Annotated in this window: 13 protein-coding genes; 10 read left to right on the top strand and 3 right to left on the bottom strand. The window is 62.3% G+C overall.

The features are described 5' to 3' along the window. Positions 1–55: 55 nt before the first annotated feature. Positions 56–676 (top strand): cysteine hydrolase family protein, encoded by a 621-nt coding sequence (locus ACK4FK_RS09265; protein ID WP_409744275.1) that lies wholly within the window; start codon positions 56–58, stop codon positions 674–676. Here the strand turns inward: ACK4FK_RS09265 and ACK4FK_RS09270 are convergent. Continuing rightward, entirely contained in the window at positions 654–1,442 is a 789-nt protein-coding gene (locus ACK4FK_RS09270) for a hypothetical protein (RefSeq protein ID WP_409744277.1), read from the bottom strand. The genes ACK4FK_RS09265 and ACK4FK_RS09270 overlap by 23 nt on opposite strands. Positions 1,443–1,467: 25 nt before the next feature. Continuing rightward, complete coding sequence (queF, locus tag ACK4FK_RS09275; RefSeq protein WP_409744280.1) at positions 1,468–1,956, bottom strand: preQ(1) synthase; 489 nt, start codon at positions 1,954–1,956, stop codon at positions 1,468–1,470. Between the two features lie 136 nt (positions 1,957–2,092). On the opposite strand from queF, the gene ACK4FK_RS09280 reads away from it, so the two are divergent. The 8 genes from ACK4FK_RS09280 (at position 2,093) to ACK4FK_RS09315 (ending at position 13,515) form a co-directional block, all read left to right on the top strand. Then, complete coding sequence (locus tag ACK4FK_RS09280) at positions 2,093–2,419, top strand: hypothetical protein (protein WP_409744282.1); 327 nt, start codon at positions 2,093–2,095, stop codon at positions 2,417–2,419. 122 nt (positions 2,420–2,541) lie between these two features. After that, entirely contained in the window at positions 2,542–3,240 is a 699-nt protein-coding gene (locus tag ACK4FK_RS09285; RefSeq protein WP_409744284.1) for an HAD-IA family hydrolase, read from the top strand. Then, positions 3,228–5,306 carry an AsmA family protein gene (locus ACK4FK_RS09290; protein ID WP_409744287.1) on the top strand — a complete coding sequence of 693 codons (2,079 nt, stop codon included), beginning with the start codon at positions 3,228–3,230 and terminating at the stop codon, positions 5,304–5,306. The genes ACK4FK_RS09285 and ACK4FK_RS09290 overlap by 13 nt, the downstream gene beginning before the upstream one ends. Before the next feature lie 22 nt (positions 5,307–5,328). Next, a complete protein-coding gene (locus tag ACK4FK_RS09295; protein ID WP_409744290.1) occupies positions 5,329–6,033 on the top strand; it encodes an ATP12 family chaperone protein in 705 nt (234 codons plus the stop codon). 121 nt (positions 6,034–6,154) lie between these two features. After that, on the top strand, positions 6,155–7,390 hold the full coding sequence (locus tag ACK4FK_RS09300; RefSeq protein WP_409744293.1) for a pentapeptide repeat-containing protein: 1,236 nt from the start codon (positions 6,155–6,157) through the stop codon (positions 7,388–7,390). Positions 7,391–7,583: 193 nt separating this feature from the next. Beyond that, positions 7,584–9,116 carry an acyl-CoA carboxylase subunit beta gene (locus ACK4FK_RS09305; protein ID WP_409744296.1) on the top strand — a complete coding sequence of 511 codons (1,533 nt, stop codon included), beginning with the start codon at positions 7,584–7,586 and terminating at the stop codon, positions 9,114–9,116. Positions 9,117–9,130: 14 nt separating this feature from the next. Beyond that, positions 9,131–11,131, top strand: coding sequence for an acetyl-CoA carboxylase biotin carboxylase subunit (locus ACK4FK_RS09310; RefSeq protein WP_409744298.1), 2,001 nt, complete (start codon positions 9,131–9,133; stop codon positions 11,129–11,131). Between the two features lie 149 nt (positions 11,132–11,280). Next, complete coding sequence (locus tag ACK4FK_RS09315) at positions 11,281–13,515, top strand: methyl-accepting chemotaxis protein (protein ID WP_409744301.1); 2,235 nt, start codon at positions 11,281–11,283, stop codon at positions 13,513–13,515. Positions 13,516–13,521: 6 nt separating this feature from the next. Here the strand turns inward: ACK4FK_RS09315 and recG are convergent, their stop codons facing one another. Then, positions 13,522–15,633 carry an ATP-dependent DNA helicase RecG gene (gene recG / locus ACK4FK_RS09320; RefSeq protein ID WP_409744304.1) on the bottom strand — a complete coding sequence of 704 codons (2,112 nt, stop codon included), beginning with the start codon at positions 15,631–15,633 and terminating at the stop codon, positions 13,522–13,524. A gap of 80 nt (positions 15,634–15,713) precedes the next feature. Between recG and ACK4FK_RS09325 the strand changes: the two genes are divergently transcribed. Further along, a complete protein-coding gene (locus ACK4FK_RS09325; protein WP_409744307.1) occupies positions 15,714–15,980 on the top strand; it encodes a succinate dehydrogenase assembly factor 2 in 267 nt (88 codons plus the stop codon). Positions 15,981–15,983: the final 3 nt, after the last annotated feature.

Below are 15,983 nucleotides of genomic sequence, written 5' to 3' on the forward strand. Positions count from 1 at the left end.
AGGCTGACAGTCGTTAAATCGGAAGCGGACCAGCAAACGAAAAGGATCCGTGCTCATGACCCGACCTAAGACGCTTCTGGAAATGGCAGGCGCCGCAGGCCAGCCGGTCCAGTGGGAGAAATCGATCCTGCTGCTGGTCGACCATCAGAACGAATATCTGGCCGATGGCGGCCTGCCGCTAACCGGCATGGATGCCGCGGTTGCAGAAATCGGCCGGCTGCTGGCGACGGCCCGGGCCAATGGCGCCCCGGTGGTGCATGTCCGCCATCACGGCCGCCCTGGCGGTGCCCTGTTCAATCCCGAGGGGCCGAAGGTTGATTTCATTTCTTCGGTGCGCCCATTGGATGGCGAGCGTATGGTCACCAAGGGACTGCCCAACAGCTTTGCCAAAACCGATCTGGATGCCGTCCTCAAGCAACTGGGGCGCAACGAACTGATCATTGCCGGTTTCCAGACCCATATGTGCATCAGCGCCACGGCGCGCAGCGCACTGGATCACGGCTATCGTGCTGTCGTCGTGGGGGCGGCTTGCGCCGATCGCGACCTTCCCGATCCAACGGGCAACGGCACCGTTCCGGCCGCCGAAATGCACCGTATCACCCTGGCGGCACTCAACGACCGTTTTGCCCTGGTGGTCCCGGATGCGGCGGCCATTAGCGGGCGGGCAGCGGCGTAACGTTCACGCCGCTTCGCGGCGCGGCGCTGGCAGGCGGCAGCGGCTGGATGCCTCCGCCGGTTTCTGAGGGGCGTTGCTTCGTTCGCCGGTCTGGAGGCAGCGTTTCCCACAGCTTGTTGGCCTCGGCGAGGGTAAGCTTCTGGTCGCCAGGCCGGCAGGCTCGGCTGCGATAGAGCAGGCTTCGCGATTGGAAGAAGCACCATGAGGCCTCGGCAAGCTGCGAACGCTGCAGCAATTCGGCTTCCTCGGAGTTGATCCAGCGGCTGCCAGCGGGGCAGGTCTGGGCCTCGAAGACATTACCCGTGCTGTCATTGTGGCATAGCGCATAGACCCCATCGCCTACGCGTGCGGGATTACTGGCATAGCCTGAGCCGGAATAAGGGCTGGGGCCGGATGGCGGCGTATTATCCTGCGGTATGCTCCCGGCTCTGGCTGGTGCGGCTTTGCGCGTGGGGAGCGGCGCGATTTCCGGGGCACCACGGCCTGCAACCGGTGCACGCGTCGTGGTGAACTGACGTTCGGCCTGCTCCATGCCTATGGCCGCATAGCCCGGCGCACAGCGGCCAGTCTGACTGGTATAGACCAGCCCCGTATCGCTGTTGAAGCAGGGTACGCCGGTTGCCACGGCAGATGCTTCCTCGGCGGAGGTATTGCGACCAAGGCGGTTGTCGCTGCCGGCCCAGCTGCGATAGAGGCTGCGGTTGAGATCGCGGACGCTGCTTTCCATTCCGCTGCAGGCCGTCAGACCAGCCAGCAGGATCACCATCACCGTGGCCCGGCGCCACACGTCCTTACCCGCGGCCGCGATAGGACGGTACCCCTTGATCCGGCAGCCACAGGCCTGCTGGCGGTTGGCCGGTCTGATAAAATACGTCGATCGGCATACCACCCCGGGGGTACCAGTAACCTCCGATGCGCAGCCAGCGCGGCTTCATGACCTGCACGAGGCGCTTGGCGATGCTCACCGTGCAGTCTTCATGGAAAGCGCCGTGATTGCGGAAGCTGTTGAGGAACAGCTTCAGAGATTTGGATTCAACGATGCTGCGGTTCGGGACATAGTCGATCACCAGATGGGCGAAGTCCGGCTGGCCGGTCATTGGGCACAGGCTGGTGAATTCGGGCTGTACGAAACGGATCAGATACAGCGTGCCGGGCTGCGGGTTGGGCACGGTCTCCAGTTTTGCTGCGTCTGGACTGTCGGGTTGGTCGGCCGCCTGGCCAAGCTGGGTGAGCTGGGGGTAGCGGCGGGGGAGAGAGGGGGGTGCTTTGTGCTTTGCCATGACCGTTTTTTGCCACAACAATACCTTGAATGCATCCCCGTGCTGCCATGATCAGCTTCCAGCCTCAGAGTGCCCGGCCCAGAAGCTGAACTGTCGCGGATGCAGGCCGGGCACCATTGCCCAAAGGAGGCAACCCATGTTCCGTCTCAAATCCCTTGCCAATGTGGCCGTTTTTGCCGGCGCGCTGTCGCTGGGTGCCGCAGGCGCTTTTGCCCAGACCCCGGCACAACCTGCCACACCGGCCACCCCCGGGGTAACCTCCGCAACCCCGGCCACCCCTGCTGCTCAGGGGCAGGCCGGTCAGGCCCGGGCGGATGCCAAGAAGGCAGAAAAGAAAACCGAAGAGAAGAAGGCCGACGCCAAGAAAGCCGAGAAAAAGGCCGCCGAAAAGAAAGCCGATGCCAAGAAGGCCGAGAAAAAGGCCGGAGATAAGAGTAAGGACGCCAAGAAAGCCGTAAACTGAAATCCGTTGCCTGAACCAGAGCCCCCGCCAATCGACGGGGGCTTTTTTTGCCATATTTTCGGGCTAGTTGTGCAGTTGAGGGAACCGTCTAGGCATGCGATTTTGGGGCAATGGAAAATGCAATGACTGCCGATTTCATACCGCCCCGCCTGGTAATATTTGACTGTGATGGCACGCTGGTCGATAGCCAGCATCATATCGTGGCCGCCATGCATGCGGCCTTTGGTGCCAATGGCTTGGCTTTGCCGGAAGCGGATCGCATTCGCCGCACTGTGGGTCTGCCTCTGGCGACGGCGATTGAGAGCCTTTTGCCGGCCGGCTGGCCTTCTGTTGGGTCCGTGGTTGAGGCGTACAAACAGGCGGCCATCGCGCAGCGAATGGTCCCGGATCATTGCGAGCCGCTGTTTCCGGGTCTGGCCGAAACTCTGGACCGTCTGGAGGCGGATGGGTTCCTGCTTGGTATTGCCACCGGAAAAGCCCGCCGTGGGCTCGATTTTACCTTGGCAACCCATGGCCTCGTCGGTCGTTTCGTCACCTTACAGACCAATGATGTGGTTCCTGTCGGCAAACCTGCGCCGGATATGGTTCTGCGCGCCATGGCGGAAACCGGTGCCGTGCCAACCTCGACCGTCGTGGTCGGCGATACCACGTATGACATAGAGATGGCTCTAAATGCCGGGGTTCCGGCGATCGGGGTGGCTTGGGGCTACCACGACGAAGAGGCACTTAGGGACGCTGGTGCGCCTCATATAATCAAAAGCTTTGGGGAACTTCCTGACCTGGTTAATGAATTAATGGGAGGTACCATATGCGCGCGTTGAAATGGGGACTGGGTATTCTGGTCTTACTGGTTGCCGCGGCGGTCATCGCTGTACTGACCATTGATGTGAACCGTTTCAAGCCGCAGATCGTGGCTGCGGTAGAAGGTGCCACCGGTCGAAAGCTCGAGATTGCGCAGGACATGAAGCTGAGCCTCTGGCCGCTGGGCGTGGGGGTAAAGCAAGTCAGTTTCGCGAATGCCGACTGGGGCAGTCGACCGCAGATGGCCACAATCAGTGAGTTCACGGCCCAGATCGACCTGTTCGCCCTGATCGGACGGCAGATCAAGATCGACCGTCTGGTTCTCGCCGATGTCGATCTATTGCTGGAAAAGAACCGCCAGGGTCAGGCGAACTGGGAGTTTCAGCCTGCCAAGACCGGAGCGCCCGCCGCCACGTCGGCACAATCAAAAAGTGATTCTAAAGATCGTGGAATCAGTGGTTTACCCGTAATATCGGATGTTTCACTGAAGAATGTGAAGCTGGCTTACCGCGATGCTCAGAGCGGGGCCAGCAATGACGTGAACCTCAGCGAACTGTCGGTGAAGCAGGCATCAGACGGCTTGCTGGCGACGCGGCTGGCCGCTGTGGTCGATGGCAACGAGATCAAGGCAGAGGGCACGCTGGGCAGCCTGGACGATCTGATTGCCCAGACCCGACCATGGCCAATCAAGATGGTGGTCACGGTGCCGGGGGCCAAGGCCAGTGTGGAAGGCAGCATCGCGCAGCCGATGCAAGCCAAGGGATTGGCGCTAAAAATCGTGGCCGATATTCCCGATCTCGCGGCTCTGTCGGCAAAGTTCGGTGCTGCGGCCCCAGCCGTACCGGCCAACCTGCAGGCCGATCTGAAGGACCCGGGGCCCAAGCGGTACAGCCTTTCCGGGATTGCCGCCAAGCTGGGCGATAGCGACCTGGCGGGTAGTGGCGAGATCAATCTGGCCGGTGCACGGCCCGCCTTGAAATTCGACCTCGCCTCGAAGAGCTTCGATGCAACCAAGCTGATTCTCAAGGATGCCGGGGCCAAACCTGCGACAACTGGCAGTGGTGGCACACCGGCGCCAGCATCCCAACCGGATGCCAAATCTGATGGGCGGCTTTTCAGCAACGATCCGCTGCCACTGGATGGCCTGAACGCGGTGGATGCGGTGCTGGCCTACAAAGCCGAACAGTTCAGGGCGCCAGGCCTGGACGTGCAGGGCCTGACGCTCGACCTCGCGCTCAAGGATGGCGTTTTACAGATCAAACCGATGATCCAGCAGCTTGCCGGCGGCAGCCTGAATGGCGATATCGCACTGAATGGCAGGGCGAAGACCCTGGCCGTCAAGTTGAATGGCAAGGGCATAATCCTCAGTGAATACCTGCAGAAGGCTGATATCACCGATGTGGTGCGACGCGGCGGTGCAACAGATCTGGCACTGGATGTGAGCGGACAAGGCGCCAGTCTGCGCCAGCTTATGGCCGCACTGAATGGCAGGCTGGTACTGAACGTGGGCGAGGGCGAACTCAAGGAGGAGTATGTCCGTGCAACGCTGCCCCGTTTGGCCGATGCGGTCAGTATTCTCGGTCGAGCCACAGCCAAGACCAAGCTGCATTGTGTGGTCGCCGGCCTCGATATCAAGTCAGGTGTGGTAACGCCCAAAGCCCTGCTGGCCGAGACCGGCAGTCTGACCGTCACCGGCGATGGAACGGTCAATCTGGGTACCGAACAGCTCGACATGCGGATCATTCCATCGTCGCGGGATACCGGCCTCGCTGCCGCGCTGCCGCCCGTGCGCGTGCGGGGCATGCTGCTCGATCCCAGCTTTGCCCCCGATCCTGCTGCCCTGGCGAAAAGCGTGATTGGTACGGCCGCCGGCATCGCCGCGCTTGGTCCGCTGGCGCTGCTGTCTCCGGCGCTTGGCTCTGGCGGCGACGATGCCGAGACGGCCTGCGCCAAGGCCGGGGCTCTGGCCGAGGGCCGACCGGTACCGCAATCGTCGAAGCAACCCTCGCAGCAGCAGCAGCAGCAAGGGCCGGCCAATCCTCTGCAGGATTTGCGCAAGGGGTTGGGCGGATTGCTGGGCCGTTGACGGCCGGCTATAAGCCGGCTTCATGAAGCGCATATATAAAACCGCCGCGGCGCAAATGCTGCCTGACGGCACAGCCGTCGTTCTGCTGGATGGCCGTCGGCTTAAGACCCCGGCAAAGTCGGATTTCGTATTGCCGAACCAAGACCTGGCGGAGGCTGTGGCGGCCGAATGGGCAGCCCAGGGCGATGAAGTCAGGCCGCTAGAGATGCCGCTGACCCGCTTATGCGCCACGGCTATCGACCGGGTAAGGGCCACCCCCGAGCATGCTGCGGAAGAAGTCGTTCGCTATGGCGATACGGATCTGCTGTCCTACCGTGCCGAGGAGCCGGCCGAACTGGCCGCTCGGCAGGAAAAAGAATGGCAGCCCATGCTGGACTGGTTCCGCGAGCGCTATGATGTCCAGCTCAATGTTACCAGCGGCATTATGGCGGTGGCGCAGCCTGCCGAGTTGCGCGCTCGCCTTGAGCGAGCCTGTTCCGCTCTTGATCCCTTCCGGCTGACGGCCCTGCATGCCGCTACCGCGGCAACTGGCTCGATAGTGCTGGGTCTGGCCCTGCTGGAGGGCAGCATCGATGCGGCTACGGCCCATCGACTCGGTCTGCTCGATGAGTTGTTCCAGGCTGAGCGGTGGGGTGAAGACGAAGAGGCGAGCATCCGCCGCACCAGCTTGCTCGAGGATCTGCAATCAATCCAACGATTTCTCGTTTTACTGGATAGTAGCCGCTGACTGCTCCTCTAAAGGATGCGACGATCCTGTGGATGGCCAGCAACCTTCGCTACCGTACTTCTCGTTGATTCGATATAATCTCAATCCGCTGAGGTAATGTCGGCCATCGGGGGGGTCCGGCGTGGCAGGTTCTGATCTATCGCAGCGCCAGCGGCCGAAGGTAGGCTATGGCGAATTGCTGGCGACCATCGCCGACCATGAGAAATACCGCCAGCGGCTGCCCGGCGGTAAGCGGGCGATATTTCAGTTTCGCGATCTTTCCCATCTGACCATGGCCGGCGTTGATCTCGCTGGCGCCGATTTCACGGGCTGCAACCTCCAGTCGGTCAATCTTGCTGATACCAACCTGAGCAATGCAGTGCTTTATGGTGCGGATCTTCGCGGCGCGGCCTTGCAGGGGGCCCGGCTTGACCGGGCCGATCTGCGCGGAGCATCCCTGCGGGGCGCCGATCTGACCGGCGCGCGACTGTTGGATGCTGACATGCGCGATGGCGTCATTGCTGAACGTGACAATGCCGGCAGGGTTCACTTGCGCAAACCCGACCACGACGCGGTAGATCTTGGAGGTGCCCGTTTGGTCGCCGCTGATCTGACCGGCGCCAATCTCACGGGGGTCACGGCCGGCCGTACCGACTTCACGGACGCCATCATGGTGAACTGCCTGCTCACTAGGGCGAACCTAGCGGCGGCAAAGCTTGAGGGTGCCAATCTGTCCGGCGCGGACCTCTCGGGTGCAAACCTGAAGGATGCACAATTGCGCGGCGCGGTTCTGGTCGGCGTCAATCTTGAGAATGCCGTAATGGCGGGGGCCGATACCAGCAATGTACTGGATGACAAGCCCCGCGGTCGGCCGTTGGCCGAACTGGGTGTGCCGATCGAGGAGGCTTTCCGGCTGTACAAGCTCTGGGTCGAAACCGGCGGCGCCAAGGGGCGGCTGTTCGATTTCAGTCGCCTTGATCTCCGCCAGATCGGTGCTCGGCCGGGTATTGTGCTCACCGGGGCGGCGCTGGAGGGCGCAATACTGCAGGGGCTCAATCTAGAACGGGCCCTGCTTCAGGGCGCCAAACTGCAGGATGCCGACTTGCGCGACTGCAACCTGGCTGGCGCCGACCTGCGTGGCGCAAACCTCAGCGGGGCGCTGCTGGTGCGCACTGATCTGCGCGATGCCGATATGCGCCCGCTTGTGCTCGGGGCGGAACGTTCTTTCCCAGCCAACCTGACCCGCAGCCTGCTGCGCAGTGCCGATCTGCGCGGCGCCAAGATGCGGTTGGCCTGGCTGGACGAGGCGGATATGAGCCGCGCTCTATTGGATGGTGCCGATTTGACCGATGCCCGTCTTCCGCAACGGCAAAGCTGATCTGTGCTGATATATCAGCCCTGATAAGATATTCTGATAACTAGTTCTTTTGCAGTGCAGCGCCGGCTATTTTGCCTCGGCCTGCGATATGCTATGCAGCCCGTCGCAATTGTCACAGCCATGTCATGTGCTGGCCGGGCGGGTTCCGTCCCGAAGAATAGCTCTTGGGAGGCCCGGTCAACGGGGGAGTTGCATGCAGGACATCATCCGTCAGCTTGAGGAAAAACGCGCGCAGGCCCGTGAGGGCGGCGGCAGGAAGCGTATCGAGGCGCAGCATGCCAAGGGCAAGCTCACCGCCCGCGAACGGCTCGAACTGCTGCTCGATCCCGGCTCCTTCGAGGAGTGGGACATGTTCGTCGAGCATGACTGCACTGATTTCGGCATGGCCGACCAGAAGGTGGCCGGCGACGGCGTGGTGACGGGTTACGGCACCATCAACGGTCGCCCGGTTTTCGTCTTCAGCCAGGACTTCACCGTGTTCGGCGGATCGCTCTCGGCCAGTCATGCCAGCAAGATCAGCAAGGTCATGGACATGGCGATGAAGGCGGGGGCGCCGGTGATCGGCCTGAACGATTCCGGCGGTGCACGCATCCAGGAAGGCGTCGACAGCCTAGCCGGTTATGCCGAGGTGTTTCAGCGCAACGTGCTGGCCTCAGGCGTGATACCGCAGATTTCGGTCATCATGGGACCATGCGCCGGCGGCGCGGTCTACAGCCCGGCGATGACCGATTTCATCTTCATGGTGAAGGACAGCAGCTACATGTTCGTCACCGGCCCCGACGTGGTGAAGACGGTGACGCAGGAAGTGGTGACCCAGGAGCAGCTCGGCGGCGCCATCACGCATACCACCAAGTCGTCGGTGGCCGACAACGCCTACGAGAACGATGTTGAAGCTCTGGCGCAAACCCGCCGCCTGTTCGATTTCCTGCCGCTGAACAATCGTGAAAAGCCACCGGTGCGCGAGAGCTGGGACCCGGTCAATCGCCAGGAGATGTCGCTCGACACCCTGGTGCCGCCGAACCCGAACAAGCCGTATGACATGAAGGAGCTGATCGAGAAGGTGGTCGACGAGGGCGATTTCTTCGAGATCCAGCCGAACTACGCCAAGAATATCATCACGGGCATGGCCCGCATCGGCGGTCAGACGGTGGGCATTGTCGCCAACCAGCCGATGGTGCTGGCCGGCTGTCTGGATATCGACTCCAGCCGCAAGGGCGCACGCTTCGTACGCTTCTGCGACTGCTACGACATTCCGATCGTCACCTTCGTCGACGTGCCCGGCTTCCTGCCCGGCACGGCGCAGGAATACGGCGGCATCATCAAGCATGGCGCCAAGCTGCTGTTCGCCTATGCCGAGGCCACAACGCCGAAGGTCACCGTCATTACTCGCAAGGCCTATGGCGGCGCGTATGACGTTATGTCGTCCAAGCATCTGCGCGGCGATGTGAACTATGCCTGGCCTTCGGCCGAGATCGCGGTGATGGGCCCGAAGGGTGCGGTGGAAATCATTTTCCGCAGCGAAATCGGCGATGCCGACAAGATCGCGGCCCGCACCGAAGAATACCGCCAGAAATTCGCCAATCCCTTCGTCGCAGGCCATCGCGGCTTCATTGACGATGTGATCATGCCGCACAACACGCGCTACCGGATTGCCCGCTCCCTCGCCATGCTGCGAGACAAGAAGCTGGAGAATCCGTGGAAGAAGCACGACAACATTCCGCTGTAAGGGTGGCGCGTATCATGGCAAACAAGCTGTTCGACAAGATCCTGATCGCCAACCGCGGCGAAATCGCCTGTCGCGTCATCAAGACCTGCCGCAAGCTGGGCATCAAGACCGTGGCGGTCTATTCCGATGCTGACGATGGTGCGTTGCATATGCGCATGGCTGACGAGGCGATCTATATCGGTCCTTCGGCGGCAGCCGAAAGCTATCTGGTCATCGACAAGATCGTCGCCGCCTGCAAGAAGACCGGTGCCCAAGCGGTGCATCCTGGCTACGGCTTCCTGTCGGAGAACCGCGCCTTCGCAGCGGCACTGAAGGATGCCGGGATCGCCTTCATCGGCCCGAATCCCGACGCGATCTACGCCATGGGCGACAAGATCGAGTCCAAGAAACTGGCCAAGCAGGCCGGCGTTTCCACGGTGCCGGGTTATCTGGGCGCCATCGCCACCACGGCCGATGCCGTGAAGATCGCCACCGAGATCGGTTTTCCGGTGATGATCAAGGCTTCGGCCGGTGGCGGCGGCAAGGGCATGCGCATTGCGCGCTCGGCCGATGAAGTCGCGCAGGGTTTCTCTTCGGCCACCAACGAAGCCAAGAACTCCTTCGGCGATGATCGTGTCTTCATCGAGAAATACATCGAGCAGCCGCGCCATATCGAGATCCAGGTGCTGGGCGACAAGCACGGCAACGTGATCTATCTGGGCGAACGCGAATGCTCGATTCAGCGTCGCCATCAGAAAGTCATCGAGGAGGCGCCAAGTCCGTTCCTTGACGAGAAGACCCGCAAGGCAATGGGCGAACAGGCCGTCGCCCTGGCCAAGACGGTGAATTACGACAGCGCAGGTACGGTGGAATTCATCGTCGGCCCTGACCGCAGCTTCTACTTTCTGGAAATGAACACCCGCCTGCAGGTGGAGCATCCGGTCACCGAGCTGATCACCGGCATCGACCTGGTCGAGCAAATGATCCGCGTCGCCGCCGGCGAGAAGCTCGGCATTGTGCAGTCGTACGTGAAGCTCAACGGGTGGGCCGTGGAGGCCCGCATCTATGCGGAAGATCCGCTGCGCGGCTTTCTGCCTTCCACCGGCCGTCTGGTGCGCTGGCGCACCGCGCCTGAGTCGAACGTCATCCGCAACGATACCGGCGTCGTGGAGGGCAGCGAGATCAGCATGTTCTATGATCCGATGATCTCCAAGCTGTGCAGCTTCGGCAAGGATCGCGATGAGGCGATTTCCACGCTATCGGCCGCGCTGGACGAGACCTGGATCGCCGGCATCGGCCACAACGTGAATTTCCTCTCGGCCGTGTTGGACCATCCGCGCTTCCGCGAGGGCCGGCTGTCGACCAATTTCATCGCCGAGGAATGGCCGGCAGGTTATGGCGGCACCGTGCTGCCGGAGGGTCGGCAGAATGCCATGCTCGCCGTTGCGGCGTTGATGCATATCCGCAACGAATTCCGCGCCCGGCATCTGGGCGGCAAGCTTGGGTTACCGGAATGGGAGCCTGGCGCCGAATGGATTGCGGTGCTGAACAAGGTGGAATACCCGCTGCATGTCGCAAATGCCGAGGGCGGGATTGATGTGAAAATCGGGAAAGGCAAAGCGCTGAAGGTGCGTAGCGACTGGAAGCCCGGACAGCCATTTTTCCGCGGCAGCGTGAATGGTCAGACGATGGTGGCGCGTGTGTCGGCGCGGCCCGACGGCGTCCGCATCGTGCATGGCGGCGCAGAGCTGGATATCGCCGTGCGTACGCCGCGGGCAGCTGAACTGGCCCGCCTGATGCCGGAGAAGCTGCCGCCCGACATGTCGAAATTCCTGCTCTGCCCGATGCCGGGCCTGGTGGTTTCGATCAATGTCGCGGAAGGCGAACCGGTAAAGGCCGGGCAGGCCCTGGCCGTGGTGGAAGCCATGAAGATGGAAAACGTGCTGCGAGCCGAACGCGACGGCACGGTGAAGAAGGTCAACGCCAAGAAGGGCGACAGCCTCGCCGTTGATCAGGTGATCCTGGAATTCGCCTGAGCGTTGTATAGTTATTGTGACTGAACAAGGCCCGCCAGAAATGGCGGGCCTTTTCTGTGCATATCTCGACAAATTCTGCAGATGTCACTCGGCTGTCATGCTGCACCGCTAAGGCTTGGCACAAACAATAATGACTCCCTGGTTTGTTCATGCGTATTTCCATCGGTCAGCGGATCGGCGCCATTATACTTGGTGCCATTCTGGCGATCATCGTGGCAGTGGCAGCGGGTCTATATGAACGGCAAGCCATAGCCGGCGTGGAGCGACGGGTGGCAGCAGCCACCGCGATCCAGCTCGCAGCACTGAACCTAGACAAGCGTTTCATCGTATTGCAGCAGACGGCTGAACGCCTGATAGGTGGTAACGATGCAGCGTTGGCTGTTAGCTTGCCACAGGATTGGGCTGCTATCGAAGCGGAGCTTGCTGCATTACGTCAGGCCAGGCGTGATAGCGAGATCGGGCCACTGGTCGAACGGCTGGCGCAACAGGCATCGCCGCTCGGTCCGCTGAATACGCGCATGATTGAAAACCGTCGTGCCGTCGGCTTCGATAATGCTTCCGGCCAGCGCGGTGCCATGCTGCAGGCAGGCCATGCCTTCCAGAACAAGCTGGAAGAGGTGCGTGGCAAGGCGATAGGCATGACCTTCGATATCGCCAATCAACTGACCATCACGATGCTGCAGATGCGCGGCTTCGAGGTCGAATATGCCCTGAGCGGCGACCGCACCAAGTTTGAAGCAGACCTTGCCAAGGCATCGGCGGAGTTTCTCGGTATCCTGAAGACGGCGCCCTTTTTCGATACGGTGAAGGAGGAAGTCCGTACCCTGCTGGCGGCTTATATGGATGCCGCGCAGGCATATGCGGCGGCATATGAGGCCCTGAATGCGAGTGCGGCCGAGTCAGGCCGGATCCGCGAGGCGATTGCCCCCTTGCTGGCCGAGCTTGTGCGCAATGCTGAGACGGCTGAGGCAGCGGCACGGGCACAGGCCGGGGAAACACGGGAGCGGATTGTTATGATATCCGGCGGTATCACCCTGGCCATGGTTTTTCTGATTGTTCTGGCCAGTATCGTGGTGGCGCGCGGTATCTTGAATCCAATTCATCGCATGACAACGGCCATGAAGGCATTGGCCGAAGGTAATCTGGATATTGCAAGCCCTGATGCGTCGCGTGGTGACGAGATCGGCGCCATGGCGCGGGCCTATGAAGTCTTCCGTGGTCACGAGACCGAACGCCGGCAGATGGCCAGTGCCGAGCAGCAGCGCGAACGGGCCCATGCCGCAGAACAGCAGGCCCAGCGCCAGCGCGAGGCCGCGATGGCCGCCGAGATCGCTGATCTGTCGAAGGCGGTTTCCGACGGCGATCTGGGTCGCCGCCTTGACTTGACCGGCAAGGAGGGCGACTTCCGCGAGGTCAGTCACAGCATTAACCGGCTTACAGATACGCTGGCCGGCGTGATAAGCGAGTTGTCTGCTGTGCTGCAGGCCTTGGCCCGTGGCGAGGTTGGGCGCAAAATGCAGGGCGACTATCGCGGCGTGTTCGCCGATCTGAAGCAGGCGGCGAATGCGTTGTCATTGCGGATGGGTGAATTCGCCGGTCGGCTCGACGCCTCAACCCGCGCGGTCCGCGATGCCTCGGCAGAGATCACCGGCGGCGCCGAGGATCTGGCGCAGCGCACCGAACACCAGGCGGCCTCGCTTGAAGAGACGGCAGCGGCCATGCATCAGGTGACGGTCACAGTGAAGCAGAATGCCGAAAACGCCCGCGATGCCGACCGGCTGGCCGACGCAGCGCGCCGCAATGCCGAACGTGGCGGCGCGGTGGTGACGCAGGTGGTGGAGGCGATGGATCGGATTGCCGGTGGCGCGCGCCGGATTTCCGATATTATGGGGCTTATCGACGAAATCGCCTTTCAGACCAACCTGCTGGCGCTGAATGCCGCCGTGGAAGCGGCGCGGGCCGGCGAGGCCGGCAAGGGCTTTGCCGTGGTGGCGCAGGAAGTGCGCGCCCTGGCCCAGCGTTCGGCGAATGCGGCAAAGGACACCCGCGCCTTGATTGCAACATCGAATTCTGAAGTGAAGGCCGGCACGGGGCTGGCTCATGAAGCCGGCGCCAGCCTGGGCGATATCGTCAATTCGATCCGCGAAGTATCTGTCATCGTCGCCGAGATCGCGAATGCCAGCGGGGAGCAGGCCCGTGGGCTGGAGCAGATCAACACGGCCATCGCCGGCATGGATGATATGACCCAGCGCAATGCCGCGCTGGTGGAGGAAACCCATGCCGCATCCCGCACCCTCAGCCGGCAGGCGCAGGAACTGGCCGATCTGGTCGGTTTTTTCCGTCTGCGTGTCGAATATGCCGATCTAGCCGCAGCAGCCGAATAGGCTGAATCAGCCAGATTGCAGGTACTGAATGGCGGCATCGCGCTCGAAGAGATACAGCAATTCGAGTAACGCATGGCCGCGTGGGGTAGCCAGTTTGGGGTCGCGTTCTAGGATCAGTTTCGCATCGTCGCGGGCTGTGACCAGCAGATCACCATGGGCTGCCAGGTCTGCAAGCCGGAATTCCGGCAGGCCGCTCTGTCGTGTGCCCAGCACTTCTCCGGCGCCGCGCAGTTTCAGGTCTTCCTCGGCGATCAGAAACCCGTCGTCGGTCTCGCGGATGATCTTCAGTCTGGCGCGGGCCGTTTCGCCCAGCGGGCCGGAATAGACCAGCAGGCAGGCACCTGGTTTGCCGCCACGGCCAACCCGTCCGCGCAGCTGGTGCAACTGCGCCAGTCCAAACCGTTCGGCATGCTCGATTACGATCAACGTAGCCTCGGGAACATCTACACCCACTTCGATCACGGTGGTGGCAACCAGCAGTTTCGAGCGGCCACTGGCAAAGGCTTCCATGGCGGCATCTTTCTCCGCACTGCTCATCTGGCCATGCACCAGCCCGACGCTGCCTTCACCCAGTTCCGGCTCCAGCGCCAGCTTTAGCGCCGAGTGGCGTTCGGCGGCAGCCGCAAGGTCGCTCTGTTCGCTTTCCTCCACCAGCGGGCAGACCCAGTAGACCCGTTCGCCGGCCTGAATCTTACGCTTCACGGCACCAACCACGTCGAGGAAGCGGTCGGATGCGATCGTGCGGGTATCGACCGGCGCGCGGCCTGGCGGCTTTTCGGTCAGCTTGGAGACGTCCATGTCACCATAGGCGGTCAGGGACAGCGTGCGCGGGATTGGTGTGGCGGTCATTACCAGAACATCCACCCCGCCCTTGTCGTGTTGGCCCTTGGCTGCCAGCCCGAGCCGCTGGCTGACGCCAAAGCGATGCTGCTCGTCGATTACGGCCAGGGCGAGGTCCCTGAAAGCAACATCGTCCTGAAACAGTGCATGGGTGCCAACCAGGATGTCGATCTCGCCGGCTGCCAGACGCTGCAGCAGGGCAGCACGGGCCTTCCCCTTGTCGCGACCTGTGAGCAGGGCGAGTGTCACGCCGAGCTGGCTGCAATAACGCTCCAGCGTTTCGGCATGCTGGCGGGCTAGAATTTCGGTCGGCGCCATCAGGGCGGCCTGCGCGCCTGCCTCGACGCAGAGCAGCATGGCGTGCAGCGCCACCATGGTCTTGCCGCTGCCCACATCCCCTTGCAAAAGGCGCAGCATGCGTTTGTCCGAGGCCATGTCGCCGGCGATTTCGGCATTGGCCTGATTCTGTGCATTGGTCAGGGGCCATGGCAGCAGCTTTTCCAATGCGCGGCGTAGTCGCCCATCGCCTATCAGCGGCCGGCCCGACTGGCGTTTCAGTCGCCGCCGCACCAGCAGCAGGGCAAGCTGGTTAGCCAGCAGTTCGTCATAGGCCAGGCGCTGGCGCGGCGGACTGTCTTTTTCCAGATCGACCAGGCCCTCAGGCCGGTGGGCTGCAAAAAGGGCCTCGCGCCAGGACGGCCAGTTCTGCCGGCGCTGGAATTCGGGATCGAGCCAGTCTGAAAGGGGTGGTGCCTTTGCCAGGGCCTGGTCGATGATCTTGGCCAGTGTCCGAGGCGCGACGCCTGCGGTCAGGGGGTAGACCGGTTCCACGGCAGCCAGTTGCTCGATTTCCTCCGGTGTGCCGAACCGGTCGGGATGCGTCATCTGCACCTGGCCATCGAACAACTCGACCAGGCCGCTGACCAGCCGGGTCTCGCCCTCGGGCAGGCTGCGTTTCAGGAAGTCTTCGCGGCCATTGAAGAAGACCAGCGTAATCCGCCCGCTGCCATCACGGGCCGTGATCTTGTAGGGCATGCGCGCGTTGCGCGGCGGCAGGTGGCGGTCGATGGTGATTTCCAGCGTGGCGATACGGCCGGGCTCCGCTTCGGCCACGGCCGGGCGGTAGCGCCGGTCGACCAGGCCGGCGGGCAGATGCCACCAAAGATCCAGGACCCGGCCGCCGCCGACCAGCTTTTCCACCAGCGGCGCGAGCTTGGGCCCGCAGCCTTTCAGGCTGGTGATCGGGGCAAAGGCGGGAAACAGCGATTCCGGGCGCATAAAGGGCTGAAAATTCGGGGGAAACCTTGAGAATCCGTGGCTTGGCGTACTATATCCTGCCTTCACCCCGGAGGCACCCCATGGCAGAGGATACCGAAACCCGGCGCAAGCGCCTGCTGCATCGCAGCCGCTATACCGGCATGAAGGAAACCGACATCCTGCTCGGCAGCTTTGCCGCGCGCCATCTGCCGACCTTCACCGACCGCGAGCTGGACCAGTACGAAAGCCTGCTGGAGAATTATGACGACCCCCAGATCTATGCCTGGGCGATCGGCCGCGATCCGGTGCCCCAGCATCTGGATACCGGGGTGATGAAGCTGCTCAGGGCCTACAAACTGCCTCTGTGACCC

Origin of the sequence: Ferrovibrio sp. (assembly GCF_046297895.1) — a bacterium.
GTDB lineage: Bacteria > Pseudomonadota > Alphaproteobacteria > Ferrovibrionales > Ferrovibrionaceae > Ferrovibrio.

Coding starts and splice junctions, on each gene's coding strand:
- ACK4FK_RS09265 (WP_409744275.1), top strand. CDS start 56: ATGACCCGACCTAAGACGCTTCTGGAAATGGCAGGCGCCGCAGGCCAG.
- ACK4FK_RS09270 (WP_409744277.1), bottom strand. CDS start 1,442: ATGGTGATCCTGCTGGCTGGTCTGACGGCCTGCAGCGGAATGGAAAGC.
- queF (WP_409744280.1), bottom strand. CDS start 1,956: ATGGCAAAGCACAAAGCACCCCCCTCTCTCCCCCGCCGCTACCCCCAG.
- ACK4FK_RS09280 (WP_409744282.1), top strand. CDS start 2,093: ATGTTCCGTCTCAAATCCCTTGCCAATGTGGCCGTTTTTGCCGGCGCG.
- ACK4FK_RS09285 (WP_409744284.1), top strand. CDS start 2,542: ATGACTGCCGATTTCATACCGCCCCGCCTGGTAATATTTGACTGTGAT.
- ACK4FK_RS09290 (WP_409744287.1), top strand. CDS start 3,228: ATGCGCGCGTTGAAATGGGGACTGGGTATTCTGGTCTTACTGGTTGCC.
- ACK4FK_RS09295 (WP_409744290.1), top strand. CDS start 5,329: ATGAAGCGCATATATAAAACCGCCGCGGCGCAAATGCTGCCTGACGGC.
- ACK4FK_RS09305 (WP_409744296.1), top strand. CDS start 7,584: ATGCAGGACATCATCCGTCAGCTTGAGGAAAAACGCGCGCAGGCCCGT.
- ACK4FK_RS09310 (WP_409744298.1), top strand. CDS start 9,131: ATGGCAAACAAGCTGTTCGACAAGATCCTGATCGCCAACCGCGGCGAA.
- ACK4FK_RS09315 (WP_409744301.1), top strand. CDS start 11,281: ATGCGTATTTCCATCGGTCAGCGGATCGGCGCCATTATACTTGGTGCC.
- recG (WP_409744304.1), bottom strand. CDS start 15,633: ATGCGCCCGGAATCGCTGTTTCCCGCCTTTGCCCCGATCACCAGCCTG.
- ACK4FK_RS09325 (WP_409744307.1), top strand. CDS start 15,714: ATGGCAGAGGATACCGAAACCCGGCGCAAGCGCCTGCTGCATCGCAGC.